Genomic DNA, 22,825 nt, shown 5'->3' on the forward strand with positions numbered 1-22,825 from the left:
ACCTCGCACAACAACACGCATATCGGAAAGCATGGAGAAAGAGAGAACATCATGGGGCGACTGATCATCAACGTGGCGATGACCGTCAACGGGGCGTTCGAAGCGCCGGCACCGGAGCCGATGGGGGGCTGGCTCGTCACCGACGCAGACAGCATGGAGGCCGGTCGGGAGATGTGGCAGGCCGCGGACGCGATGCTGCTGGGCCGTAAGACCTACGAGGGACTGGCAGCCGCCTGGCCGCAGCTGGCGGACGCACCCGGCTTCGAGGCCTACGCGGCACGCATGAACAGCATGCCGAAGTTCGTTGCCTCCCGAACGCTCACCGCACCCCTTGAATGGAACGCGACCCTGCTCGGCGGCGACATGGTCGACGCGATCCGACACCTCAAGCACGAGCACCCCGGTACCCTGATCGCTCCCTCCGCCGGCGAGTTCGCTCGGGAACTGATCGCGCACGACCTCGTCGACGAATACTGGATCACCGTCAGCCCGTATCTCTGGGCGAACGGCCCCCGGCTTTTCGACGGTATCGGGCCGATCCGTCTGGAGCCGACAGGAACCACGATCTACCCCTCTGGGCTGGTTCGCCTCAGCTACCGACGGGTTCCGCAGGTCGAAGCATGAGAACGCAGAGGACGTCGCGAACGGCGATACCCAAGAGGCTGGTGAGTGTTGTTCCCAACGGTGACGACGTGGTCGAGTTCCGATTCAACGTGTAGGTCTGCGGTGTCTCGTCCCTTCACGCCGCATGAGCGCGAGGTCTTGCTGCGGATTGTCGACAAGGCTCCCGATGCCGAGATCTTGCGTTTGCAGATCGACGCGAGCGAGTACGGCGAACCTTGGTTCGAGGGTTCTCAGAGTCATTCCTAATGGCGATGCGCCTCTATACCCGCACTGCGAATCGATCGGAGGCGGGCGCGCGATAGTGTCAGGCGTCGGCGTCCACGAAGCTGGGGCCACTCCACACCGGGACGAAAACTTCACGGGCTCGATGTTTCTCTGGCTGTACGACGGCCGTATCGGTGACCTTGAGTACTGGTGGGTGACGGACGAGATGCCCGATTGCCTTCCACGCCTCGACCAACTGTCTGATTGAGCTCCGAAAGATCAGCGCGGTGCGATGCCCTCTTCGATGATCACCGCCAGGTCGGCAACGTCATCGAGCCCGCCGGCAGCAGTGCTCCCGATGAGGTCGTGCGCCTCATCGTGAGCACTGCTGTCGGTGGCGCCGGGTAGCCTTGGCCACGCGCGAGGGCGCGGCCTTTCTGCCGGGGATGGTTCCTTGATCTGGATGGTGGTCCATGTCCGATACTCCGGGTGTCGAGTTGTATCGATCCGCGTCAGGCGGATTCGAGTTGTCCGTCAAGACGGATGGCGAGGCAGTGTGGCTTTCGCGCGGGCAACTCGCGTTGCTGTTTGGCCGAGACGTCAAGACGATCGGCAAGCACGTGCTGAACGCTCAACGCGAAGAGCTCGACGGAATCGCAACTGTCGCAAAATTTGCGACAGTTCAGCGCGAGGGCGATCGACTAGTTGAGCGCCAGGTGGAGCACTACAACATCGACATGATTCTCTCGGTCGGGTATCGCGTGAAGTCGGCCGAGGGCGTGCATTTTCGACGTTGGGCGAATGACGTACTTCGCCGATACGTGCTCGAGGGCAGCGCCCTGAACGAACGACGGCTACAGGAGCTTGGGTCCATCGTGCAGGTGCTATCCCGGTCGTCAGACGAACTCGTCGCGGGTGTCGCTGAGGTCGTCGACCGCTACTTGCCGAGCCTTCGCACACTCCGTGACTACGACAACGGGAGAGTCGACGAGTCGCCAGGTACGGCTCCGACGTGGCAGCTGACCTACGAAGAAGCCCGATCAGTGATCGACCAGGTCGCGGCCGAGTTTCCGGCAGACACGCTTTTCGGCGGCGAGCGCGGCGACGCACTGCGCGGCATCATCGCGACCCTCTACCAGGGCTTCGGAGGCGTCGAGCTCTACCCGACCGTGCAGTCCAAAGCGGCGAACCTGCTGTACCTCGTCATCAAAGACCACCCGCTCACCGACGGCAACAAACGCAGCGCTGCTGCGCTGTTCGTCCACTTCCTCCAGCGGAACGGTGCGCTTGCGGGCCGCAGCGGGTCATCCCTCATTTCCAACAACGCACTCGCCGCCATCACCCTCATGGTTGCCATGAGCGACCCCAAGGAGAAGGAGCTGATGATCGCGCTCGTCGTCAGCATGCTCGCCGACGCCCCGCTGTGACAGCGCGACGATTCAACTCGTCTCGCAAACAATGCTGTGAGTCGCCCGAAGGCCAAGTCGCGACGACGTGACTCGACAGTGCCGTGCCGTCGGCGAGTCACTCTGAGACGAGAACGCACTCGTAGCCGGCGCCTTGAAGAGAAATGGCGTGAAAGGTGTGTTCCGCGTCGGGCGGAGTGTCTCGCAATCGGTGCGCGGCGAATCTCTGCCGGGTCCAACGCGTCTTGTTCCATTCCTGCTCGCCCGAACTCGTGACAGCGGACGATCCACTCGCCGACGGCGTGGAAAGATGAGGCATGACCACCCCATACCCACCCCGCACGAACACGCTTGCTCTGATCGGCTTTCTGGCCAGTTTCATCATTCCGATCGCCGGCATCGTGCTGGGTGTCATGGCGCAACGGCAGATCGCCGTCACACACGAGGGGGGCCGCGGGTTGGCGCGTGCGGCCATCATCATCGGAGCCGTCTTCACGACCGCGGCGGCCATCTACTTCGTCGTCTTCATCTCGATCTTCATCACGGCGATCAGCCAAGCGCCGTTCTTGCGCTGAAGGGAACCATCGCAGTGGTGTAGCAGGCCCGCACACTACGCACTGGTCTCGTCAGGGTCTGCCGTTGTGTCGGCGAGTAGAGCCGTGACCTCCTCGGCAACCACTGTCGGAAACCGCACCATGAGTTCACCGCCGTTGGTGGTGATGATGAAGCCCACACCGGCGACGTCACCGGCGAGCGCGTTGGGAGTCGGCGCACGACGGATGCTGTGCACGGGCACCATGCGGTCGCCGACGATGCCAACCGATGGGCTGAAGCGCAGCATCCCACGTTCAATGTGCGCGATGCCTCCGCTCCAGTTGGTGCCGATATTGAGCACACGCCGGTCGATCGCGCGCATCGAGCACCGCACCTCGCCGTCGAGCAGCCGCTTGAGGTCGCGTCGTCTGTCGACTTCTTCGGGAACAAGCCACCACAACCACCCCAAGAGCAGGTCGCCGAGAATCCCGAGCACGAAGGTCACTCGAGCATTGTTGTGCGTGTCTGAGAGCCGAGTCACCCCTTTTATCGACGCCGCGATTTCACTACCGTCGAGGGCATGATCACCGGCATCCACACTGTTCTCTACAGCGACGACCCGCCCGCCACGCGCGCCTTCTTCCGCGACGTCATCGAGTGGAGCTTCATCGAGCCCGCGCCCGGTTGGCTCATCTTCGCGTCGGGCCCGAGCGAGCAAGGCATCCATCCGCGCACGTGGAAAGGTCAAGACGAACCATACGATCAGCGCCACGAGATCTCGCTGCTGTGCGACGACCTCGACGCCACGCTCGCGCAGCTGCGCGCCAATGGTGCCGAGTTCGACGACGAGATCTGGCAGCAGAACTACGGGCGCGGCCTGAATCTGCATGTTCCCGGAGTGGGGCCCGTCATGCTCTACGAGCCGAATTACGCACCCGCCTGGAAGTGACGAGACGGGGTCATCGTCGTCGTCGCCCCGGGGTCACTGGCCTTTCGGAACAACTCACGACTGGGTGAGCTCTTCGCGCAGTCGCGGCTCGACTCGGTGCTCGGGTCGCACCCCCGACTTGTCGGCGTAGAACGCGCGAATGCGGTGCATGTCAGCCGCCACATCGCCGGTGAGGTCGATCGTCGGGCCGAGCCCGGTGGTCATCGTGGTGCGGTCGACATAGCCGAGCGTCACGGGCAGCTGGGCCTCGCGGGCGATGCGGTAGAAGCCTGACTTCCAGTGCGTGTGCCCCTTGCGAGTGCCGTCGGGGGTGACGACGAGGCCGAACACGTTGCCCGAGCGGATGCGCTCGAGCACCTCCGAGACCACGAGAGACGGAGCATCCCGGTCGACCGGTATGCCGCCCAGGCGCAGCATGATCGGCCCCTTCCACCCGCGGAACAGGCTCTTCTTGCCGAACCAGCGGAAGCTCATGTCGAGTCGCCATGCGATCGCGAGCATGAACACGAAGTCCCAGTTCGAGGTGTGGGGGGCGCCGATCAGCACGGTGGGCCGGTCGGGTGCGGGCTCGGTGACGAGCTTCCACCGGCTGAAAGCCCAGAAAGTGCGGGCGAGGAGTCGTCGAAGCGCCATGGGTCAAGCGTAGGTTGCTGTGAACCTCAGATGTCGGCGAAGTCGTTTCCTGGCACTTGCATACTCACGACGACGTCGCCTTCCATCAGTAGCAGCACGAACTGCCGCCCGACGGTTCCTGGGCGAACGAGTGACTCGGTTCCAGGCACGTCAACCGCATCGAGGCCCAAGAGGTCTGCGACGCCATCGCCGTCGCGATCCCACTCTTCAAAGGCCCCGGCTGTCACGGCGTCGGCGCGAGACGACCCGACACCTATCCCCGACTCAGTCACAATGATCGTTCGGTCGGACTGCGAAGACGTGATCGAGATGGAGCTTCCGGAGCCATCATTGTTGGCGGTGACCGTGATGCCGGCCCACGCGTAGCTCGTCAGCTCAAGATCGAGTCCGTCGTAGGGCGGAACTGCGACTCCGGCCGGAATCGGCCCGGCCGCGAGAGCGACGATCTCGAGTATCGCAGCGGCGTCAGCGAAGTCTGCTTGCGACTCTTCACCGTCCGCCAAGAAGGTCAGTCCTTCCGTCGACACGATGAGCATGGGTGGCGGGCTCGAGACGACACTCTCTGAGGGTGCCGATGAAGGGCTCTGAGTTGACGGTGCTGGGCCGCTATCGGGCCCCGCGCAACCAACCAGGGCGATGGCGAAGATGCCCACGGTGAATGTCCAGACCTGTAGTTTCCTCACAGCGACAGCCTAGATTCTTCTCTCGGTCGAGGCATGTGCCATCCGCGGCACACGCCCGAGCGCGGAGACCCGGTGGACGCGCCCCACGGCTCAAGAGTAGCCTCACGCGCATGTTCCTTCTCGAGCTCAACTGGCTGGGCGTGCTTGCCGGCTTCGTCGTCTACTTCATCTCGGGTGCCCTCTGGTTCGGCCCCAAGACCTTCTACCCGGCGTGGATGCGCGCCAAAGGCAAAGACCCCGCAGAGCCGCAAGGTTCGCACGGCATGGCCGTCGTGTTCGGGATGACCGCTCTCGGCGCTCTCGTGCAGGTCATTGCGCTCGCGAGCGTCATCTGGTTCGTGGCCGAAGTGCAGGGCCCCGTCGGGCCGCTCGGCGGAGCGATCGCCGGATTGCTCGTGGGCATCGGGTTCGCCGCCGCAAGCTCGCTGTCGCACCGGCTCTTCGGCGGCGACGGTTTCAAGGTCTGGGCGATCGAGGTCGGCGGCGACGTCGTCGGCCTCACGCTCGCGGGCCTCGTCGTCGGGCTCATCGGCTGACCCCACACCGGGTGAACCCATAGGGTGATGCGGTGACCGACCCCACCCTGAGGCTGCCGAACCAGAGGTTTCGGGCCGTGCTCGACCTGGGCGATGGCATCGGCACCCTTCCGCCGATTCCGCGCGGCTTCGGGCGACCCGAGCTCGACGCCGACGTCGACGACGAGACAGGAGTGGTTAGCCTGTTCGTGCACTTCCCGACCGGCCAGCTGCACCTCGACGTGAGCGACGAGGGGGTCGAGCACCACTTCCACACCGCCCGCGGCGACGACGTCGACGGCAGCCCGTGGAAGCGCGAACCGACCGCCGCTCTTCTCGACTGGGCGCGGCAGTTCGCGATGAGGGCGTTTGCCGTCGTGCCCGACCTGCTGGCCGACGCCGAAGAGGCGGCCGAGTGGCACGCGGCCGGCCTTCGCGTCTTCGCCCGCGAGACCGGTCCGGTTCCGCTCGAGATCATCGAGGTCGAGCTCGAAGGCGAGCTGATGCTGCTGCCGTGGCTCGGCAGTGGCAGCGTCGAGCACGAGCACATCGACGGCGATCATCACCCGATCGAACTGCTGTGGGACCCTCTGGGCGTCGAGCCGAGCATCCGCATCGCGCGCGCCTGGCTCGACCCGCGCACCGACGCGCCACGCGCAGCCGCCGAGCCGGGCATCGACTGGAACGCGGTGGGCATGCCGCCGGCCGAGGTGCTCACCTGGCTCGAAGGCGTCTACCTCAACCACCATGTCATCGCCCACCCCGCGCACGTCATCGTGCAAGCCGCGCTCGAGCGTCTCGCGGGCATCGACTGAGTCCCCCGTCGCGCCCGTCGCGCATCCATGCGGGCAGGGCAGGATAGAGCCGTGGATGCTCGCCGCGCGCTGACCGACGCCCGAGCCGCGCTCGCCGCGGCCGCCGAGCGACTCGCCGCAGCGGGTGCCACCCCTGAGCAGCTCGCCGTCACCGTGCCGGCCCGCCGCGTTCTCGGGTTCATTCCGCGGCCCGAGACTTTTCGACCCGACGGCGAGGCGTTCTTGCTGGGCGCGCTGCTCGTCTCGAGCACCGGTGACGCCTTCGAGCCTGGGCGCATCGCGCGCGCGAGCAGGAAAGTGCTGCCCGGCCACCAGTCTGAGAGCGCTCGCGAACGCAAAGAGCTGCGGCAGCGGCTGCTCGATGCGCGCTTTGCTGAGGGCACCACCGTCGTGATCGACGCTCGGCCCCTGCCGCTCGACGACCCGGCAGCGATGGCCGCCGAGCGTGGGCCGCTCGTGCTGAGCGAGAGCGAGAGCGAGTCGCGCGCGGCGGTGCTCGTGCGCTGGGTTCCGACTGCGCCCGACACCGCGCTGCGACCGCTCGACGCCTATCTCGCCGAGCGCCTCGACCTCGCGCTCGGTACGCTCGAGTCGCTGCGAGCAGAGAGCGAGCATCCATGAGCACGCCGCTGAGAGAACGCCGCCCCGACCCGGTCGTGCGCGCGGTGCGCGCCGTCGTCGCGCCGCTGACGCGCACGAGGGCTTTTCGCTGGGCTGCGCCGCGCGTCATGCCGCCCATCGAGCAGGCGATCGCGGCGATGACCGGCCGCAGCGTGCAGTTGAGCAGTCTGCTCGTGCCCTCGCTGATTCTCACGACCACGGGTGCGAAGAGCGGCCTGCCACGCGACTCGGTGCTCATGTACACGGCCGATGGCCGGGGCAGCGCGATCGTCGCGGGCACGAGCTTTGCCCGCGACAAGCACCCGGCGTGGACATACAACCTGCTCGCGCACCCCGAGGCGCACATCGAGGTTCGCGGGCGCCGCTTCTCGGTGCGTGCTTCGCTCATCGACGGCGTCGACCGCGACGCGGCCTGGCAGCGCATCGAACGGCAGTGGCCCGGCTACCGCGCCTATGAGCGCGAATCGGGTCGCGTCGTGCGACTCTTCAGGCTCGTGCTCAGGGCAGAAGTGCCGACATCGGGTGCCGAGCGGTGACCGAGCTTCGACCCCTGCCCACCGCCGACCCGGTCGTGACGACGGTGCGCACAGTCGTCTCGGCGATCACGCGCACGAGCGCCTGGCGGTGGGCGGCGCACCGGGTGATGCCGCCGATCGAGAGCGCCCTCGCTGCCGCCACCGGCGGTCGAGTGCAGTTCAGCAGCCTGTTCGTGCCCTCGCTCATCCTCACCACGATCGGCGCGAAGAGCGGGCTGCCGCGCGACACCGTGCTCATGTACACCGCCGACGGCTACGGCCGGGCGATCGTCGCCGGCACCAACTGGGCGGCGACGACCCATCCGGCGTGGACGTACAACCTGCTCGCGAACCCTGAGGCAGAGATCACGGTGCGGGGGCGGCGATACGTGGTGCGGGCATCCCTCATCGAGGGGGATGCCCGCGAGCGGGTCTGGCGCCACCTCGAGTCGCAGTGGCCCGAGTACCGGGCCTACGAGCGCGACTCCGGGCGCACCGTCAGGCTGTTCCGCCTGCGATTGATCGCCGAGCTCTGAGGCGGCTGACCGTGTGGCGCACGGCGGGCTGACCGAGCAGGATGCCCGCCACGACGATCGCCATACCCGCCACTTGCGCGCCGCTGAACGCTTCGGCGGCGACGATGACACCGAGTGCGACACCCGCCACGGGGTTGAGCAGCCCGATGAGCCCGACGGCCCCAGCCGTGAGGTGCTGCAGTGCCGCGAACCAGGTGACGTAGGCGAGAGCCGTGGCGATGAGGGTGAGGTAGGCGAAGCCGAGCAGTTCTGCGGCGTCGAGCGGGGGCGGAGCGCCTTCGACGATGAGTGCCGCGATGACGAGCGCGAGCCCACCGCCCGTGAGTTGCCAGGCGGTGACGGCGAGCACCGGCGTGCCGTCGTTCCAGCGGCGTGCGAGCACGAAGCCGAGCGATGACATGAGCATCGCGGCGAGCGAGGCGGCGACTCCCCACGGGTCGATGGGGCCGGTCGCACCGGCCAGCAGCACGACGACGCCGGCGAAGCCCACCGCGGCACCGGCGAGCGACAGCAGGGCGGGGCGCTCTGCGGCGAGGGGCCACGCGAGCAGCAGCATAACGGCGGGCGCCGTGGCCATGAGCATGGCGGCGACGCCCGAGGGCAGCAGTTGCGCCGCCACGTAGACGAGCACGAAGAAGGCGCCGACGTTGAGCACGCCCAGCACGGCCGATCGCCACCACCATGGGCCGCGCGGCCGTTGCCGCGCGAGGGCGAGAAGGATGAGCCCTGCCGGCAGCGCGCGCAGGGCCGCGCCCCACACCGGGTTGTCGATCGGCAGCCACTGAGCGGTGACGACATACGTCGACCCCCAGGTGATCGGAGCGATCGTCGCCACCAGAATCCAGCGCCACGGTGAGTGCATGAGGGGCAAAACCTTTCCGTGGAAAGTATTATTCCCGCATGAGCGCGCGCAGCACGACGCCCCCCACCGATGCGCCCGACCGAGTCGCCCGCATCCAAGCCGAGTGGCGTCGCGAGCGCCCCGAGCTCGACGTGTCGCCGCAGGGCGTCTTCGGCAGGCTCGCGCGTCTGGCGGCGGCGATCGAGGAGGAGCTCGACCGCGTCTTTCAGCAGTTCGACCTGTCGGCGGGGGAGTTCGACGTGCTCGCAACCCTGCGCCGGGCTGGTGCGCCATACGAACGAACCCCGAGCGCCCTCGCCGACAGCACCATGATCACCGCAGGCGGTCTCACCAAGCGTGTCGACAGACTTGAAGCGGCCGGCCTCGTGCAGCGCCGCATCCCGCCGCACGACGCGCGTGTTCGGGTCGTCGCGCTCACCGACAGAGGCCTGGCGCTCATTGACCGGGCGTTCACGGCACACCTGGCCAACGAGCACCAACTGCTCGAGTCGTTGTCAGAGGCCGACCGACGAGACCTCGAACGGTTGCTGTGTCAATGGCTTACCGGCCTGCGCCCAGACTCGTAGGCTGAACCCGTGCTGCTATTAGACATCGTGCTCGTCGTCGGCGGGCTCGTTCTTCTCGTGGCGGGCGGTGAAGCGCTCGTGCGTGGGGCCTCAACGCTCGCTGCGAAGGTGGGCGTGTCACCGCTCGTGATCGGCCTCGTCGTCGTCTCGGCGGCGACCTCGGCTCCTGAGCTAGCGGTGACCGTGGGCGCCGTGTTGAGCGGAGAGCCCGAACTAGCACTCGGCAACGTCATCGGCAGCAATATCGCCAACATCCTGCTGATTCTGGGCCTCTCTGCCCTCGTACTGCCGTTGCTGATCAAGCGCCAGATCGTACGCTTCGACCTGCCGGTCATGGTCGGCATGTCGGTGCTGCTCGTCGTCGTGAGCCTCGACGGCGAGATCGGCCTGCTCGACGGAGTGCTACTGCTCGCGGGTCTCGTCGCTCACGCTGTGATGAGTATCATCGTCGGTCGTCGCGAGGTGGTCGACGCCAGCGCCCCGGTCGACAGCATGCCGCTCAACAGCCGACCCGTGCCGCTGTGGCTGGCCGCACTGCTCGTCGTCGCCGGCATCGGTCTGCTCGTCGGCGGAGCCCAGTTGCTCGTCACCGGTGCCGTGAGCATCGCGACCGGTCTCGGAGTCAGCAGCCTCATCGTCGGCCTCACGGTCGTGGCCGTCGGCACGTCGTTGCCCGAGCTTGCGACGTCGATCATCGCCGTGCGCCGGGGCGAGCGAGACATGGCGGTCGGCAACATCGTGGGCAGCAACATCTTCAACATTGGCATGGTGCTCGGGGTACCGGCGATCATCTTCGGCCAGGGCATCCCGGTGCCGCCCGCTGCCATCGCCCTCGACCTGCCGCTCATGCTGGCCGCCGCGATCGCGCTGCTGCCGATCGCGTTCACGGGCTTCATCATCGCGCGCTGGGAGGGCGGCATGTTCGTGGCCCTCTACGTGGCCTACACCGCGTATCTCATCCTCGCCGCGACGCAGCACCGCGCTCTCGAAGGCTTCACCGACGTCATGCTGTGGTTCGTGCTGCCGCTCATCGCGATCACGCTCATCGTCGTCACCGCGTTCGAGGTGGGCGTGCACCGCGGGCGTCGACTTGCTGCGCGTGAGAAGGCCGGCGGCGCGTCGAACGCACCGCCGGCCGAGTGACGACGTCTCGAGCTAGCCGAGCAGGTCTTTCATCTGCTTGTAGATGAGCCCCGCGGCATTCTTGGGGTTCAAGCGCGACAGTCGCGACATGATGCGCGCATCGCCGCCGATGAAGATCTCGTAGCTGCCCTTTTCGATCGCCTCGACGATCTGCCGGCCTGCCTCGGCAGGGGCAGTCGTCTTGCGCGGCTTGCCGTCGCCCGCTTTCGCGGCCATGGCCTCCATCTCGGCGGCCGTCATGATGCCCGAGTTCTGAGCGATGTTCGTGCCGATGGCTCCCGGAAACACGCCCGTGACCTGCACGCCGGTCTCCATGAGCTCAGAGTGCAGCGAACGGCTCAACTGGGCGACAGCCGCCTTGGTGGCGCCGTAGACCGACTGGCCGGGAACAGGAGCATACGCACCCATGCTCGCGACGTTGACGATCGAGGCCTCGGGCCGCGTCAGAAGCTCGGGCAGGAAGGCCTTGACGGTGTTGAGCACCCCGTACAGGTTGACGTCGATGACCCGTTCGATCTGGTCCCAGTCGAGTTCGTTGACCTTGACGAACTTCTGAATGATGCCGGCGATGTTGAGCAGCCCATCAACCTGTCCGTGCTGCTTGATGATGGCGGCGGGCAGCTTCTCGACGGCCTTGCGGTCGGTGATGTTGACGACGTGCGTCGAGATGCGCTCGCCGTGGTCGCCGGCGAGCCGAACGGTCTCGGCGAGCCCTTCCTCGCTGAGGTCGAGCGCCGCGACGCGCCCGCCCTTGGCGACGAGGGCGAGCACGACCTCGCGCCCGATGCCGTTGCCGCCACCGGTCACGGCGAAGACTTTGCCACTGATCTGCATGATGCTCCTTGATCTGAAGGGATACGCGGCGATGCGCTCCTCCAGGCTACGGGCTTTCCGACCGATCGGTCAGGGTCGAACGTCCCGAGCGCTCTCGCTGTGCTGAGCGCCGGTGCACCACTTGTGCATCACCCCGATTCGGTGTGGAGTGACCCCATGAGAACTCAGCGACGCATGATGGCGGCGGCAGTGCTCGCCATCACGCTGTCGGCGTGTGCTCCGGCATCTCCACCGGCGACGCAGAGCGTGACCGTCGACGTGTTCTTCGCGCACGCGCAGCCGACCAGGGTGACGCTCATTAGCGAACCGCACACGATCGAGGTCGTCGATGACGTGATCGCGGGCGTGCTCAGCGCGCTCGTTGCCGGCGAGGTGCAGCCGCTCGACGCCGACTACGAGAACCTGTGGGGCGCGGGCAGTGCTGTGCTCTCGACGAGCCGATCCGCAGACGTGCTCACAGTCGACCTCAGCGTCGCTCCGCTGTCGCTGGGTGCCGAGGCCGAGAGCATCGCGCTGGCGCAACTGGTCTGGACGGCGACGTCGATCGACACCTCGCTGTCGGCGGTGCTCGTCACGATCGACGGTGCCGGCGCTGAGACCCTCGCGGGTCATGTCGACATCACGCGGCCGATTGCTCGCGATCGCGCCGAATCCGTATTGTCTCCGCTGCAGATCCTGGCGCCAGAAGAGGGGTCTGCCGTCAGCAATCCGGTGGTCGCCGCCGGCATGGCCTGCACGTTCGAAGCCTCGTACTCGTGGACTCTTGAGGGGCCGAGCGGCGTTGTCGATGAGGGGTTCGGGATGGCCTCCGAGGGCTGCCCGACGCGCGCACCCTGGCAGCTCGAGCTCGGCAGTCTCTCTGCTGGCGACTACGTGCTGACGGTGTTCGAGCTCTCGGCAGACGACGGCTCGGTGTGGGCTGCCGACAGCAAGAGCTTCACCGTCACGAAGTAGCGCACTGTCTTGCCTGCCAACGCGCAGAAACGGATGGCACGCTCGACGCATGACCGTCATGCCGATGTTCCCCCTCGGCTCAGTGCTGTTTCCGGCGATGCCGACCGCGCTGCGGGTGTTCGAAGAGCGCTACATCGTCATGCTGTCGACGATTCTGGGTGACGAGCCTCCTGAGTTCGGCATCGTGCTCATCGAGCGCGGCAGCGAGGTCGGAGGAGGCGAGCACCGGTTCGCGATCGGAACCGTCGCGCAGATCACCAGGGTCGAGACCAGTGAAGGGTTCATCGGGCTGATCGCGCACGGCGAGCGCCGCATCGAGGTGACTTCGTGGCTCGACGATGACCCCCACCCGCGTGCCGAGGTGCGCGACCTGCCCGCGTTGGCCTGGGATGACGAGCTGCAGCCCCTGTTCGAGCGAGCCGAGCAGCTCGTGCGGCGCACCATCGCGCGCGCGAGCGAGTTCGTCGAGCAGCAGTGGCCGGCAGACATCGTGCTCAGCGATGACCCCGTCGAAGCGTCGTGGCAGCTCGCCGGTATCGCACCCCTCGGCCCTCTCGACCAGGTTCGACTCTTGCAGTCTGCTTCAGCGGGCGAGCTGCTGTCGGGCGTGATCGAGTGCACCGAGGCCGCGGCAGAGATGCTCACCGCACCCTGGGACGACGGCTTTTCGGCATTCTCCGACGACGACGGCACCGACGGCCGGTAGCCTGCCGTGATGAACGAGTTGCTCGCGTTTCCGATTCCCGTCGACGGCGTCGCATCGCCGTGGCTCGCCCCGATCTTCGGGCTCATGGCTCTCGCCGGGTTCACCGTGGTCATCTGGCAGGCAGTGCGATACCTGCGCAACAGCGACAACGACAGCGACCCTCGATTCGACGACGAGCCTGGCGCACCGCCGCGCGACGACCGAGTAGAGTGAGCGCCAGCAGCACCCTCAAGTGAATACCGGCCGTTTCTGCGATGCGGGAGAGCCGTGAGCTTCGGCTTCGCGGCACCGAAGGAGCAAGCCTCCCCGCCAATCTCTCAGGTATCTGTACCGCATCAGCAAGGCCACTCTGAAAAGCAGGGAACGAACGCGTTCGCGCCCTCGCCCACGGTGAAAGCGCCGCTCGATCTGAGTCGAGGGCGTGAAACTCTCAGGCACCATGACAGAGGGGGAGTTCCACCGGCCTTCGGCGTCAGGAGAACTCAGTGACACTCGACACCCCGTCAGAACACCTCGCACCGCTGCAGCAGTCGCCGCTGCACCGAGAGCACGAGGCGCTCGGCGCCGCCTTCACCGACTTCGGTGGCTGGCAAATGCCCGTTCGCTACCAGAGCGACCTCATCGAGCACCACGCTGTGCGCGATGCCGCGGGGCTCTTCGACATCTCGCACATGGCAGAGATCTCGGTGACCGGTGCTGATGCCGGTGCCTTTCTCGACTACGCCCTCGCCGGCAGGCTGTCGACGCTGCCGCTGCTGAAGGCAAAGTACTCGCTGCTGCTCGACGAGAGCGGAGGCATCGTCGACGACCTCATCGTCTATGCCAGCGCCGAGGCCGAATTTCTGGTGGTCGCGAACGCGAGCAACCGCCACGCCGTCGTCGAAGCGCTCGTCGCTCGACAATCTGGCTTCGATGTGCAGCTCGCCGACCTCACCGAGCAGCTCGCCCTCATCGCCGTGCAGGGCCCCGCCGCCCGAGCGGTGCTCGCCGCGGTCGACGATCTCGAGTTGCGCGACGACCTCTCGCGGGGGCGCACCCTCGAGACGCTCGGGTACTACGCGGCGATGGGAATGGCGTGGCACGGCACCTCGGTGTTCGTGGCGCGCACTGGCTATACGGGTGAAGACGGCTTCGAGCTCTACGTCGACGCCGAGCAGGCTGTCGACCTGTGGCGTGCCCTGCTCGCGGCGGGGCAGGCCTACGGGCTCGTACCGTGCGGGCTGGCTGCGCGCGACACGCTGCGGCTCGAGGCAGGCATGCCCCTGTATGGGCATGAGCTGGGGCGCAGCATCCAGCCGGTGCAAGCGGGATTGGGGCGTGTGGTCGTGACCGACAAGCCGGCCTTCGTCGGCAAAGCGGCCATCGAGGCAGGCCCGGCACCCGATGCGCGAGTGCTCGTCGGGCTCAGCACCGAAGGGCGCCGCGCACCCCGCGCCGACTACGTCGTGCTGCACGGCGACACCGAGGTCGGTGTCATCACGAGCGGTGCGCTCTCGCCGACCCTCGGGCACCCGATCGCCATGGCGTTCGTCGACCCCGCGCACCGAGAGCCCGGCACCGTGCTCGATGTCGACGTGCGCGGTACGCGCATCGCCGCCACCGTCGTCTCCCTTCCCTTCTATCAGCGAAAGGCCACATCATGAGCGTTCCGAACGACCTGCAGTACACCGCCGAGCACGAGTGGGTTCGCCTCGACGGCGACATCGCGACCATCGGCATCACGCAGTACGCTGCCGACGCTCTCGGCGATGTTGTCTATGTCGACCTGCCGAAGATCGGTGCCACCCTGACCACGGGGTCGATCGTCGGCGAAGTCGAGTCGACGAAGTCGGTCGGCGAGCTGTACGCACCGCTCGACGGTGAGGTCGTCGAGGCCAACGAGGCCGTCGCCGCAGCGCCCGAGACCATCAACGCAGACCCCTACGGCGACGGCTGGCTCGTCAAGATTCGGGTCACGGGTGAGCACGCCCTGCTGAGCGCCGACGACTATCGCGCCCTCATCGGCGGCTGACACCGCACCCCGACCGACCACGCACTGAGACGAGAACACCACGTGAGCATCCCCTTCGCCGAACGCCACATCGGCACCGACCACGACGCGCAGCAGCTCATGCTCGATGCGCTGGGCTATCGCAAGCTCGACGAGCTGATGGATGCCGCGGTGCCGACCGCGATTCGCCAGACGTCGGTGCTGCGTTCGCTGCCGGCGCCCGCCACCGAGGCCGAGACGCTCGCCGAGCTGCGCGCACTCGCCGCCGAGAACCGAGTGCGGCGCAGCATGATCGGTCAGGGCTACTACGGCACCGTGACACCGTCGGTGATTCAGCGCAACGTGCTCGAGAACCCCAGTTGGTACACGGCATACACGCCGTATCAGCCCGAGATCTCGCAGGGCAGGCTCGAAGCGCTGCTCAACTTTCAGACGATGGTCGCCGACCTCACGGCACTGCACACCGCGAATGCCTCGATGCTCGATGAGGCGACCGCCGTGGTCGAGGGCATGCTGCTCGCGCGCAGGGCATCCGGTGTCGCGGTCAACCGCTTCATCGTCGACTCCGACGCTTTCGCGCAGACCCACGCCGTGCTCGCCGGTCGAGCCGAAGCGCTCGGCATCGAGCTCGTCGTCATGCCGCTCGCCGACGCCGACCCCATCGATATGCCCGAGGCCTTCGGCGTGCTCGTGCAGTATCCCGGAGCGTCGGGCCGGCTGTGGGATCCGAGCGCGGTCATCGCGCAAGTGAAAGGCACGGGGGGCCTCGCCGTCGTCGCGGCAGACCTGCTCGCGCTCACCCTCGTGACGCCTCCCGGAGAGCTCGGCGCCGATGTCGCCGTCGGCTCGACCCAGCGCTTCGGCGTGCCCATGGGCTTCGGCGGCCCGCACGCCGGCTACCTCGCCGTGAGCGAAGGCCTCGAGCGCCAGCTGCCCGGCCGCCTGGTCGGAGTCTCGCGCGACGCAGACGGACGCCCCGCCTACCGCCTCACCCTGCAGACGCGCGAGCAGCACATCCGGCGCGACAAGGCCACCTCGAATATCTGCACCGCCCAGGTGCTGCTCGCCGTCATGGCGGGAATGTACGGGGTCTATCACGGGCCAGACGGCCTGCGCCGCATCGCCGAACGCGTGGCGGGGCACGCGGCGACCCTGGCTGCCGCGCTGACCGCTGCTGGCCATGAGGTGCAGCACGCCGGCCACTTCGACACCCTCAGCGTTCGACTGCCCGGCAGAGCCGACCACGTCGTCGACGCCGCCGCCGACCGAGACGTGCTGCTCTGGCGTCAGAGCGACGACGAAGTGCGCATCTCAGTCGACGAGACGACGACCGCGGCCGACGTGCGCGCAGTGCTCGCCGCCTTCGAGGTGACCGATGCGCCCGAGGTCGATGACACTCGAGTGCCGGCGAGCCTGCGGCGAGCATCCGAGTTCATGACGCACCCGGTGTTTCACGCCCACCGCAGCGAGACCGCGATGATGCGATATCTGAAGCGGCTTGCCGACCGAGACTATGCGCTCGATCGCGGGATGATCCCCCTGGGTTCGTGCACCATGAAACTCAACGCGGCCACCGAGATGGCGGCCGTGAGCTGGCCCGAGTTCAGCGCGCTGCACCCCTTTGCGCCGCTCGACGACGTGCAGGGCTCGCTCGTGCTCATCGGCCACCTCGAGACGTGGCTCGCCGAGCTCACCGGATACGACGCCGTGTCGCTGCAGCCCAACGCCGGGTCGCAGGGCGAGCTCGCCGGGCTGCTCGCCATTCGCGGGTATCACCGCTCACGCGGAGACGAGCACCGCACCGTCTGCCTCATTCCGTCGAGCGCGCACGGCACCAACGCGGCCTCGGCAGTCTTGGCGGGCATGCGCGTCGTCGTCGTCGCGACGACCGATACCGGAGACGTCGACCTCGCCGACCTGCGCGCCAAGATCGAGACGCACCGCGACGAGCTGGCGGCCCTCATGATCACCTACCCTTCGACGCACGGGGTCTACGAGCACGGCGTCATGGAGGTCACCGCCGCTGTGCACGAGGCGGGCGGGCAGGTCTACATCGACGGCGCCAACCTCAACGCGCTGCTCGGCTATGCGCGCTACGGCGACATCGGCGGCGACGTCAGCCATCTCAATCTGCACAAGACGTTCTGCATTCCGCACGGCGGGGGAGGGCCGGGCGTCGGCCCGGTCGCGGCCAAGGCGCACCTTGCAGAATTCTTGCCAGGGCATCCGCTCGCCCAGATGCATCAGCACCCGCCGTTCGACCACACCACCGGAGCGGTCGGGGCGGTCGAGCACCGCGGTGCGCCCGTCTCTGCGGCGCCCTACGGCTCGGCGAGCATTCTGCCGATCTCGTGGGCCTATGCCCGCCTCATGGGGGCCGAGGGCCTGCGCGAGGCGACCGCGAGCGCCGTGCTCGCCGCCAACTACATCGCCGTGCGGCTGCGAGAGCACTACCCGGTGCTCTATGCGGGCGAGAACGGGCTCGTCGCGCACGAGTGCATTCTCGACCTCCGGCCGCTGCGCGACGCGACCGGCATCACTGTCGACGATGTCGCCAAGCGCCTCGTCGACTACGGATTCCACGCGCCCACCATGTCGTTCCCCGTCGCGGGCACCCTCATGGTCGAGCCCACCGAGAGCGAAGACCTCGCCGAGCTCGAACGCTTCGTGAGCGCCATGATCGCCATACGGCTCGAAGCCGACGCTGTGGCGCGCGGCGAGTGGCCCGCCGACGACAACCCGCTCGTGAACGCTCCGCACACGGCCGAGAGCGTCATCGCCGGCGAGTGGACCCACCCGTACTCGCGCGAGATCGCGGCATACCCCTCGACCCTCGCCGGTTCGACCGTCGACGGCGGATTCGGAGCCACACGAGCCGACAAGTATTGGCCGCCCGTGCGGCGCATCGACCAGGCCTTCGGCGACCGCAACCTGGTCTGCGCCTGCCCGCCGATTGAGGCGTTCGCCTGAGGGCGAACGCTTCAATCGGCGTCCCCGCGATGCTTGTTGGCGCGCCTTCGGCGCGCCGTGACGCGTTCGCCTAGCGGCGAACGCTTCACTCGGCGTCCGTGCGGGCAACTGCTAAGGGGCGGGGGGTGCGAAGAGGCCGGGCCAGGCGGCCGCTGCCCACGCGTAGCCGACGAACACCGCCGCGTCGATGAGAAAGTGCGCGAAGACGAGCGGCAGCAGCCGACCGTAGCGCGTGTAGAGCCAGCCGAACAGCACGCCCATGGCGAAGTTGCCGATGAACCCGCCGAACCCTTGGTAGAGGTGGTAGGTGGCACGCAGCAGAGCACTCGTGAGAATGATCGCCCACGGCCCCCAGCGCAGGTCGCGCAAGCGTGCGAACAGATATCCGACGACGATCACCTCCTCGACGATGCCAGCGCGCGCGGCCGCGAGCAGCAGCACCGGCACCGTCCACCAGTGCTCATCGAGGGCGGTCGGTACAACAGTCACGGTCAGGCCGAGTTCGCGCCCGGCGAGGTAGACGAACAGGCCGGGCACGCCGATGAGCAGCGCCAGCCCCACGCCGTCGCGGGCGTCGCGCCACGGCCTCGAGCCGTCGATGCCGAGGCGGCCAAGGTGGGGGCGGGTCGTGCTCCAGAGCAGAAAGACCACAAGAGCCACCGGCACGAGGTCGGCGACGACGCCGAGCAGCTGGTAGATCAGATCGAAGATCGGTCGTTCGCTGCGCGACGGGTTCAGGGTGGCCGTCTGATCGCCGAGCGGCACCTCGCGCGTGAGCCGATTGATGATGGCGACGAGCGAGTACACGGCGCTGATGCCGAGTGTCAGGCCGAGCACGATGAGTATCTCTGCTCGCAGGCGCCGCGGGCTCGGGCGAGCGGCGGGCGCGAGGGGGGCATCCGGTGGCAACGGCACGCCCCCATTCTCGGTCACCCCGCCCTCGACGGCGACGCGGTCGACCCGGCGCCTTGTGCAGAACCGGCAAGGTGACCAGTTGCGATGTGTCGAAATTGTCGGGTGGCGACAGGCGCTCGGGCGGTGTGATGGGCGCCGTCGTCGCACGTTCACCTGGTGCGGTGAAAGATCTGACCAATGGCGCACGATTGTTGCGTATGGTGGGGGATGCTCTGCACCAATCCTGCGTTTGTGCTCGGTAGCGCGCGGTGGCGTTACCGGTGTGTAACGAAACGGCCTACAGTTTGGCGGGGGTGTCTCTGGGTATCTAGGGTCGAACCCAACAGGCGCGTCGGTGCGCTCACGAGATGTGCCGCCGCGTATCCATCTTGCACAGGAGGAAAATTGCGTATCAGCAGATTCGGGGTCGCCGGCATTGCCGCGATCGCGGCGAGCACCCTTGTGGTGAGCGCCTGCGCGACACCCTATGAGTCCGAAGTCATCGAGGGCACAGAGATCACTGTGGCCTGGAACGACCTCATCAACGAGTTCAACCCGAACAGCGCGAGCGGCAACAACACCGCCAACGCGATCGTCACCTACATGACGAGCTCAGGGTTCAACTACTACAACAGCGACCCCGCGCTCATCGACGACACCGGCTTCGGCACCTACGAGAAGACGAGCGACGACCCGCTGACGGTGGAGTACACCATCAACGACGGCGTGGTCTGGTCTGACGGAGTCGACATCGACGCCGCCGACCTGCTGCTCGCCTGGGTCACCATCTTCGCCGGTGTGACCGACGCCGATGGCAACCCGCTCTTCCTGCACGCCAACCCGCGCGCTGAGCTCGCCACCGCGACTCCCGAGATCGACGGCCGCAAGCTGACCCTCGTCTACGACATCGCGTACGTCGACTGGCCCACGCAGTTCGGTCTCGGCGTCTCGGCGCACGGCACCGTGCAGATGGCCTACCCCGAGATCGAAGACGCTGGCGAAGCCAAGCGACTGCTGATCGAGGCGATTCAGGAGAAGGACGTCGAGTGGCTGACCCCGGTCGCCGAGGCCTGGAACACCGGCTACCAGTCGCCGAACACTCCTGAGAACCCGCTGGTGACGCTCTCGAGCGGCCAGTACGTGGTCGAAGAGCTCGTCGAAGACAGCTACGTCACGCTCGTCGCCAACGAGCGCTACACCTGGGGCCCGAGCCCCAAGTACGAGCGCATCACGGTGCGCGAGATCAGCGACCCGACGGCCGCTGTGCAGGCCGTCGACAACGGTGACGTGCAGGTGGCCTCGGGCCAGCCCACGCCCGACGTGCTGCAGCTCGTGCAGGCGCTCAGCAACGGTGAGTACGCCACGGGTGACGAAGCGACCTACGAGCACGTCGACCTGACGTTCAACAACGGGGGTCCCTTCGACCCCGCTGCCTACGATGGCGACGCTGAGACCGCGAAGCTCGTGCGTCAGGCGTTCCTCTCGGTGATCCCGCGTCAGCAGATCATCGACACGCTCATCGCGCCGCTGAACCCCAACGCCGAGATCCGTAACTCGATCCTGCTCATCCCCGGCTCGCCCGGATACGACGACATGGTCGCGCAGAACGGTTCGGCGTTCTACTCCGAGAGCGGCACCGAGGCTGGCATCGCCCAGGCTCGCGACCTGCTCGCGCAGGCTGGCGTCGAGACGCCGGTGGATGTTCGCTTCTGGTACCCCGAGGGCAACGTTCGTCGTGCCGCTGAGTTCGAGCTGATCGCCCAGGCGGGCGCCCAGGCCGGCTTCAACGTCATCGACACCTCAGAGCCCAACTGGGAGTTCACCGACCCGTCGATCAACCCCGTGAACCCGCACGACGCGGTCATCTTCGCGTGGCAGTCGACGAGCCTCGCGGTGACGGGTTCTGACCAGTTCCTCGGAACCGGCCAGCCCTCGAACTTCGGTGGCTACTCGAACACCGAGGTCGACCGTCTGCTGAAGAGCCTCGAGACCGAGCTCGACGAGGCGCGTCAGATCGAGATCCAGATTGAGGTCGAGAAGCTCCTCTGGGAGGACGCTTACGGCACCACGATCTTCCAGTTCCCCGGTCTGACCTGGTGGGACGCGGGAGTCGAGGGCATCGACCCGAGCCCGCTGTCGCCGACCTACTTCTGGAACTTCTGGGAGTGGGCACCGGTCGGAGCGGTTGCGCAGTAAGCGCTGATCCGATCACGGTCGGGTCGTCGAGCGATCGACGGCCCGACCACGGATAGCCCCGCCGCGGTGCCGGTCGCTCAGCTCGAGTGACCGGCACCGCGCATCCCACTCGATCTCGGAAAGTTCCTCGTGCTCACTTTCGTGCTCCGGCGCACTCTTGCAACCATCGTCGTGCTGCTGATCGCGTCGTTCGTGGTCTATCAGCTCACCGCCAACTCGGGTGACCCCCTCGAGCAGCTGCGCGGCAGTCGCGACCCCGACGCCCAGCAGAAGATGGCAGACCTCAGTCGCCGTCTCGACCTCGACACACCTCCCCTGCTGCGCTACTTCAAGTGGCTCGGCGGAGCGGCAGGCTGCCTCATCGGCCGCTGCGACCTCGGCATCTCGGTCTCGCGCGGCGACCAGCCCGTCATCAACGCGATCGGCACCGCTGCAGCATCGACGCTGCAACTGGTCACGCTCGCCACCATCCTCGCCATCCTGGTCGGCGTCGCCATCGGCATGACGACCGCGTTGCGCCAGTACTCGGGCTACGACTACACCGTCACCCTCTTCGCCTTCATCTTCTACTCGCTGCCCATCTTCTGGGTCGCGGTGCTGCTCAAAGAGTACGGAGCGATCCGCTTCAACCAGTTCCTCAGCAATCCAGAGTTTCCGTGGTGGTTCATTCTGATAGCGACGCTCGGGCTCGGCTTCATAGGCTCTGCCGTCGTCGGCGGCGAGATCAGAACCCGATTGCGCAGCTTCGCGCTCGTGGGTGGAGCAACCGCGGCCTTCTTGATCTTCTTGCAGGTGACGCAGTGGCTCGCGAGCCCGTCGCTCGGCATCATCGGCGTGGTCGTGCTGAGCGTGCTCATCGCTGCCATCGTGGTCGTGCTCTCGACCGGTGTCACCAACCGCCGCGCCCTGCTGACCGCGGGCATCATGATCGCGGCCGCGGCTGCGCTGTGGTACCCCTTCCAGTTCTTGTTCTTCTACCTGAAGAACCCGCTGTCGATCGTGATCGCGCTCGTCGTGCTCGTGGGCATCGGCCTCATCGCGGGCTTCTTCACCGGAGGCGATGACAAGCGCATCATGATGCGAGTCGGTGTGCTGATCGGCGGCCTGCAGCTCTTGCCGTTCATCCTCGACCAGATGCTGTTGCGCTGGGACGACTACCTGCGGCTGATCCCGCTCTCGAACGGCGTCATCTCGACGATCGGCGCGACGACGCCGTCACTGGCCCGCGTCGACGACATGTGGATGCACTTCCTCGACAGTTCTGCCCACTTGGTTCTGCCGACCATCGCGCTCATGATCATCTCGGTGGCTGGCTACACCCGCTACGCACGGGCGAGCCTGCTCGAGGTCTTGAACCAGGACTACATCCGTACCGCTCGCGCGAAGGGCCTCACCGAGCGCACTGTGGTCATGCGTCACGCGTTCCGCAACGCCATGATCCCGATCGCGACGATCGTCGCCGTCGACATCGGCGCCGTGATCGGTGGGGCTGTCATCACCGAGCAGGTGTTCGCCTGGCAAGGAATGGGGCAGCTCTTCACGCAGGGCTTGAGAGCCGTCGACGTCAATCTCGTGATGGGCTTCTTCCTCGTCACGGGCGTGCTGACGGTGGTGTTCAACGTTGTTGCCGACCTGCTGTACTCGGCGCTCGACCCCAGAATCCGAGTGAGCTGAC

Annotated in this window: 26 protein-coding genes and 1 riboswitch; of the genes, 20 read left to right on the forward strand and 6 right to left on the reverse strand. The window is 67.0% G+C overall.

Features of this window, described 5'->3' with window-relative positions:
- The first annotated feature begins 51 nt into the window (after window positions 1-51).
- The 4 genes from KIT89_RS00345 to KIT89_RS00360 all read left to right on the forward strand — a co-directional run bounded on the left by KIT89_RS00345 (window position 52) and on the right by KIT89_RS00360 (window position 2,809).
- Entirely contained in the window at window positions 52-624 is a 573-nt protein-coding gene (locus tag KIT89_RS00345; RefSeq protein WP_297602464.1) for a dihydrofolate reductase family protein, read from the forward strand.
- A gap of 468 nt (window positions 625-1,092) precedes the next feature.
- Window positions 1,093-1,236 carry a hypothetical protein gene (locus KIT89_RS00350; protein WP_297602465.1) on the forward strand — a complete coding sequence of 48 codons (144 nt, stop codon included), beginning with the start codon at window positions 1,093-1,095 and terminating at the stop codon, window positions 1,234-1,236.
- A gap of 146 nt (window positions 1,237-1,382) precedes the next feature.
- The gene (gene rhuM, locus KIT89_RS00355) at window positions 1,383-2,255 is read left to right on the forward strand and encodes a RhuM family protein (RefSeq protein WP_297602466.1); all 873 of its coding nucleotides are present in this window, start codon (window positions 1,383-1,385) and stop codon (window positions 2,253-2,255) included.
- A 296-nt stretch (window positions 2,256-2,551) separates the two neighbouring features.
- Window positions 2,552-2,809 carry a DUF4190 domain-containing protein gene (locus tag KIT89_RS00360; protein ID WP_297602467.1) on the forward strand — a complete coding sequence of 86 codons (258 nt, stop codon included), beginning with the start codon at window positions 2,552-2,554 and terminating at the stop codon, window positions 2,807-2,809.
- Window positions 2,810-2,844: 35 nt separating this feature from the next.
- Here the strand turns inward: KIT89_RS00360 and KIT89_RS00365 are convergent, their stop codons facing one another.
- A complete protein-coding gene (locus KIT89_RS00365; protein WP_297602468.1) occupies window positions 2,845-3,273 on the reverse strand; it encodes a hypothetical protein in 429 nt (142 codons plus the stop codon).
- A gap of 75 nt (window positions 3,274-3,348) precedes the next feature.
- On the opposite strand from KIT89_RS00365, the gene KIT89_RS00370 reads away from it, so the two are divergent.
- Window positions 3,349-3,717, forward strand: a complete 369-nt coding sequence (locus tag KIT89_RS00370) for a VOC family protein (RefSeq protein WP_297602469.1) — start codon at window positions 3,349-3,351, stop codon at window positions 3,715-3,717.
- A 54-nt stretch (window positions 3,718-3,771) separates the two neighbouring features.
- Here KIT89_RS00370 and KIT89_RS00375 read toward each other — a convergent pair whose 3' ends face one another.
- Together KIT89_RS00375 and KIT89_RS00380 are read right to left on the reverse strand one after the other, a co-directional pair.
- Window positions 3,772-4,350, reverse strand: coding sequence for a 1-acyl-sn-glycerol-3-phosphate acyltransferase (locus tag KIT89_RS00375; protein ID WP_297602470.1), 579 nt, complete (start codon window positions 4,348-4,350; stop codon window positions 3,772-3,774).
- Window positions 4,351-4,376: 26 nt separating this feature from the next.
- Window positions 4,377-4,877, reverse strand: coding sequence for a hypothetical protein (locus KIT89_RS00380; protein ID WP_297602471.1), 501 nt, complete (start codon window positions 4,875-4,877; stop codon window positions 4,377-4,379).
- Window positions 4,878-5,143: 266 nt separating this feature from the next.
- Here KIT89_RS00380 and KIT89_RS00385 point away from each other — a divergent pair, with 266 nt between their 5' ends.
- The 5 genes from KIT89_RS00385 to KIT89_RS00405 are packed head-to-tail and all read left to right on the forward strand — an operon-like array spanning window position 5,144 to window position 8,035.
- Entirely contained in the window at window positions 5,144-5,569 is a 426-nt protein-coding gene (locus KIT89_RS00385; protein WP_297602472.1) for a DUF1761 domain-containing protein, read from the forward strand.
- A gap of 32 nt (window positions 5,570-5,601) precedes the next feature.
- Entirely contained in the window at window positions 5,602-6,363 is a 762-nt protein-coding gene (locus tag KIT89_RS00390) for a hypothetical protein (protein WP_297602473.1), read from the forward strand.
- Between the two features lie 51 nt (window positions 6,364-6,414).
- Window positions 6,415-6,984, forward strand: coding sequence for a hypothetical protein (locus KIT89_RS00395; RefSeq protein ID WP_297602474.1), 570 nt, complete (start codon window positions 6,415-6,417; stop codon window positions 6,982-6,984).
- Entirely contained in the window at window positions 6,981-7,520 is a 540-nt protein-coding gene (locus tag KIT89_RS00400) for a nitroreductase family deazaflavin-dependent oxidoreductase (RefSeq protein ID WP_297602475.1), read from the forward strand. Before KIT89_RS00395 ends, KIT89_RS00400 begins: the two co-directional genes overlap by 4 nt.
- Window positions 7,517-8,035 (forward strand): nitroreductase family deazaflavin-dependent oxidoreductase, encoded by a 519-nt coding sequence (locus KIT89_RS00405; RefSeq protein WP_297602476.1) that lies wholly within the window; start codon window positions 7,517-7,519, stop codon window positions 8,033-8,035. The genes KIT89_RS00400 and KIT89_RS00405 overlap by 4 nt, the downstream gene beginning before the upstream one ends.
- On the opposite strand, the gene KIT89_RS00410 is transcribed toward KIT89_RS00405, so the two are convergent.
- On the reverse strand, window positions 7,998-8,897 hold the full coding sequence (locus KIT89_RS00410) for an EamA family transporter (RefSeq protein WP_297602478.1): 900 nt from the start codon (window positions 8,895-8,897) through the stop codon (window positions 7,998-8,000). The two genes, KIT89_RS00405 and KIT89_RS00410, sit on opposite strands and share 38 nt — an antisense overlap.
- A 38-nt stretch (window positions 8,898-8,935) precedes the next feature.
- Between KIT89_RS00410 and KIT89_RS00415 the strand changes: the two genes are divergently transcribed.
- The gene (locus KIT89_RS00415) at window positions 8,936-9,463 is read left to right on the forward strand and encodes a MarR family winged helix-turn-helix transcriptional regulator (RefSeq protein ID WP_297602479.1); all 528 of its coding nucleotides are present in this window, start codon (window positions 8,936-8,938) and stop codon (window positions 9,461-9,463) included.
- A gap of 9 nt (window positions 9,464-9,472) precedes the next feature.
- Entirely contained in the window at window positions 9,473-10,606 is a 1,134-nt protein-coding gene (locus tag KIT89_RS00420; protein ID WP_297602480.1) for a calcium/sodium antiporter, read from the forward strand.
- A 12-nt stretch (window positions 10,607-10,618) separates the two neighbouring features.
- Here KIT89_RS00420 and KIT89_RS00425 read toward each other — a convergent pair whose 3' ends face one another.
- Window positions 10,619-11,440: an SDR family oxidoreductase gene (locus KIT89_RS00425; RefSeq protein WP_297602481.1), complete on the reverse strand. Its 822-nt coding sequence runs from the start codon at window positions 11,438-11,440 to the stop codon at window positions 10,619-10,621.
- 156 nt (window positions 11,441-11,596) lie between these two features.
- Here KIT89_RS00425 and KIT89_RS00430 point away from each other — a divergent pair, with 156 nt between their 5' ends.
- From KIT89_RS00430 to gcvP, 6 genes are all read left to right on the forward strand, one after another.
- On the forward strand, window positions 11,597-12,394 hold the full coding sequence (locus KIT89_RS00430) for a Gmad2 immunoglobulin-like domain-containing protein (RefSeq protein WP_297602482.1): 798 nt from the start codon (window positions 11,597-11,599) through the stop codon (window positions 12,392-12,394).
- Between the two features lie 49 nt (window positions 12,395-12,443).
- On the forward strand, window positions 12,444-13,100 hold the full coding sequence (locus tag KIT89_RS00435) for an LON peptidase substrate-binding domain-containing protein (RefSeq protein WP_297602483.1): 657 nt from the start codon (window positions 12,444-12,446) through the stop codon (window positions 13,098-13,100).
- Window positions 13,101-13,109: 9 nt separating this feature from the next.
- On the forward strand, window positions 13,110-13,313 hold the full coding sequence (locus tag KIT89_RS00440; RefSeq protein WP_297602484.1) for a hypothetical protein: 204 nt from the start codon (window positions 13,110-13,112) through the stop codon (window positions 13,311-13,313).
- 34 nt (window positions 13,314-13,347) lie between these two features.
- Window positions 13,348-13,443: riboswitch (glycine riboswitch) on the forward strand.
- A gap of 142 nt (window positions 13,444-13,585) precedes the next feature.
- Window positions 13,586-14,743, forward strand: coding sequence for a glycine cleavage system aminomethyltransferase GcvT (gcvT, locus tag KIT89_RS00445; RefSeq protein WP_297602485.1), 1,158 nt, complete (start codon window positions 13,586-13,588; stop codon window positions 14,741-14,743).
- Window positions 14,740-15,111 (forward strand): glycine cleavage system protein GcvH, encoded by a 372-nt coding sequence (gene gcvH / locus KIT89_RS00450; protein WP_297602486.1) that lies wholly within the window; start codon window positions 14,740-14,742, stop codon window positions 15,109-15,111. The genes gcvT and gcvH overlap by 4 nt, the downstream gene beginning before the upstream one ends.
- A 42-nt stretch (window positions 15,112-15,153) precedes the next feature.
- On the forward strand, window positions 15,154-18,060 hold the full coding sequence (gene gcvP / locus KIT89_RS00455; protein WP_297602487.1) for an aminomethyl-transferring glycine dehydrogenase: 2,907 nt from the start codon (window positions 15,154-15,156) through the stop codon (window positions 18,058-18,060).
- A 111-nt stretch (window positions 18,061-18,171) separates the two neighbouring features.
- Here gcvP and KIT89_RS00460 read toward each other — a convergent pair whose 3' ends face one another.
- A complete protein-coding gene (locus tag KIT89_RS00460; RefSeq protein ID WP_297603862.1) occupies window positions 18,172-18,969 on the reverse strand; it encodes a CPBP family intramembrane glutamic endopeptidase in 798 nt (265 codons plus the stop codon).
- Window positions 18,970-19,359: 390 nt separating this feature from the next.
- Here KIT89_RS00460 and KIT89_RS00465 point away from each other — a divergent pair, with 390 nt between their 5' ends.
- Complete coding sequence (locus tag KIT89_RS00465; protein ID WP_297602488.1) at window positions 19,360-21,150, forward strand: ABC transporter family substrate-binding protein; 1,791 nt, start codon at window positions 19,360-19,362, stop codon at window positions 21,148-21,150.
- A 129-nt stretch (window positions 21,151-21,279) separates the two neighbouring features.
- Window positions 21,280-22,824: an ABC transporter permease gene (locus KIT89_RS00470; RefSeq protein ID WP_297602490.1), complete on the forward strand. Its 1,545-nt coding sequence runs from the start codon at window positions 21,280-21,282 to the stop codon at window positions 22,822-22,824.
- Window position 22,825 lies beyond the last annotated feature (1 nt).

Origin of the sequence: Microcella sp. (genome assembly GCF_025808395.1) — a bacterium.
GTDB lineage: Bacteria > Actinomycetota > Actinomycetes > Actinomycetales > Microbacteriaceae > Microcella.

What these genes read in the sequence shown, in the direction of transcription:
- KIT89_RS00370 (WP_297602469.1), top strand. Translation starts at nt 3,349, where the DNA reads ATGATCACCGGCATCCACACTGTTCTCTACAGCGACGACCCGCCCGCC.
- KIT89_RS00385 (WP_297602472.1), top strand. Translation starts at nt 5,144, where the DNA reads ATGTTCCTTCTCGAGCTCAACTGGCTGGGCGTGCTTGCCGGCTTCGTC.
- KIT89_RS00425 (WP_297602481.1), bottom strand. Translation starts at nt 11,440, where the DNA reads ATGCAGATCAGTGGCAAAGTCTTCGCCGTGACCGGTGGCGGCAACGGC.
- KIT89_RS00375 (WP_297602470.1), bottom strand. Translation starts at nt 4,350, where the DNA reads ATGGCGCTTCGACGACTCCTCGCCCGCACTTTCTGGGCTTTCAGCCGG.
- KIT89_RS00440 (WP_297602484.1), top strand. Translation starts at nt 13,110, where the DNA reads ATGAACGAGTTGCTCGCGTTTCCGATTCCCGTCGACGGCGTCGCATCG.
- KIT89_RS00360 (WP_297602467.1), top strand. Translation starts at nt 2,552, where the DNA reads ATGACCACCCCATACCCACCCCGCACGAACACGCTTGCTCTGATCGGC.
- KIT89_RS00430 (WP_297602482.1), top strand. Translation starts at nt 11,597, where the DNA reads ATGAGAACTCAGCGACGCATGATGGCGGCGGCAGTGCTCGCCATCACG.
- gcvH (WP_297602486.1), top strand. Translation starts at nt 14,740, where the DNA reads ATGAGCGTTCCGAACGACCTGCAGTACACCGCCGAGCACGAGTGGGTT.
- KIT89_RS00435 (WP_297602483.1), top strand. Translation starts at nt 12,444, where the DNA reads ATGACCGTCATGCCGATGTTCCCCCTCGGCTCAGTGCTGTTTCCGGCG.
- KIT89_RS00410 (WP_297602478.1), bottom strand. Translation starts at nt 8,897, where the DNA reads ATGCACTCACCGTGGCGCTGGATTCTGGTGGCGACGATCGCTCCGATC.
- KIT89_RS00345 (WP_297602464.1), top strand. Translation starts at nt 52, where the DNA reads ATGGGGCGACTGATCATCAACGTGGCGATGACCGTCAACGGGGCGTTC.
- KIT89_RS00415 (WP_297602479.1), top strand. Translation starts at nt 8,936, where the DNA reads ATGAGCGCGCGCAGCACGACGCCCCCCACCGATGCGCCCGACCGAGTC.
- KIT89_RS00400 (WP_297602475.1), top strand. Translation starts at nt 6,981, where the DNA reads ATGAGCACGCCGCTGAGAGAACGCCGCCCCGACCCGGTCGTGCGCGCG.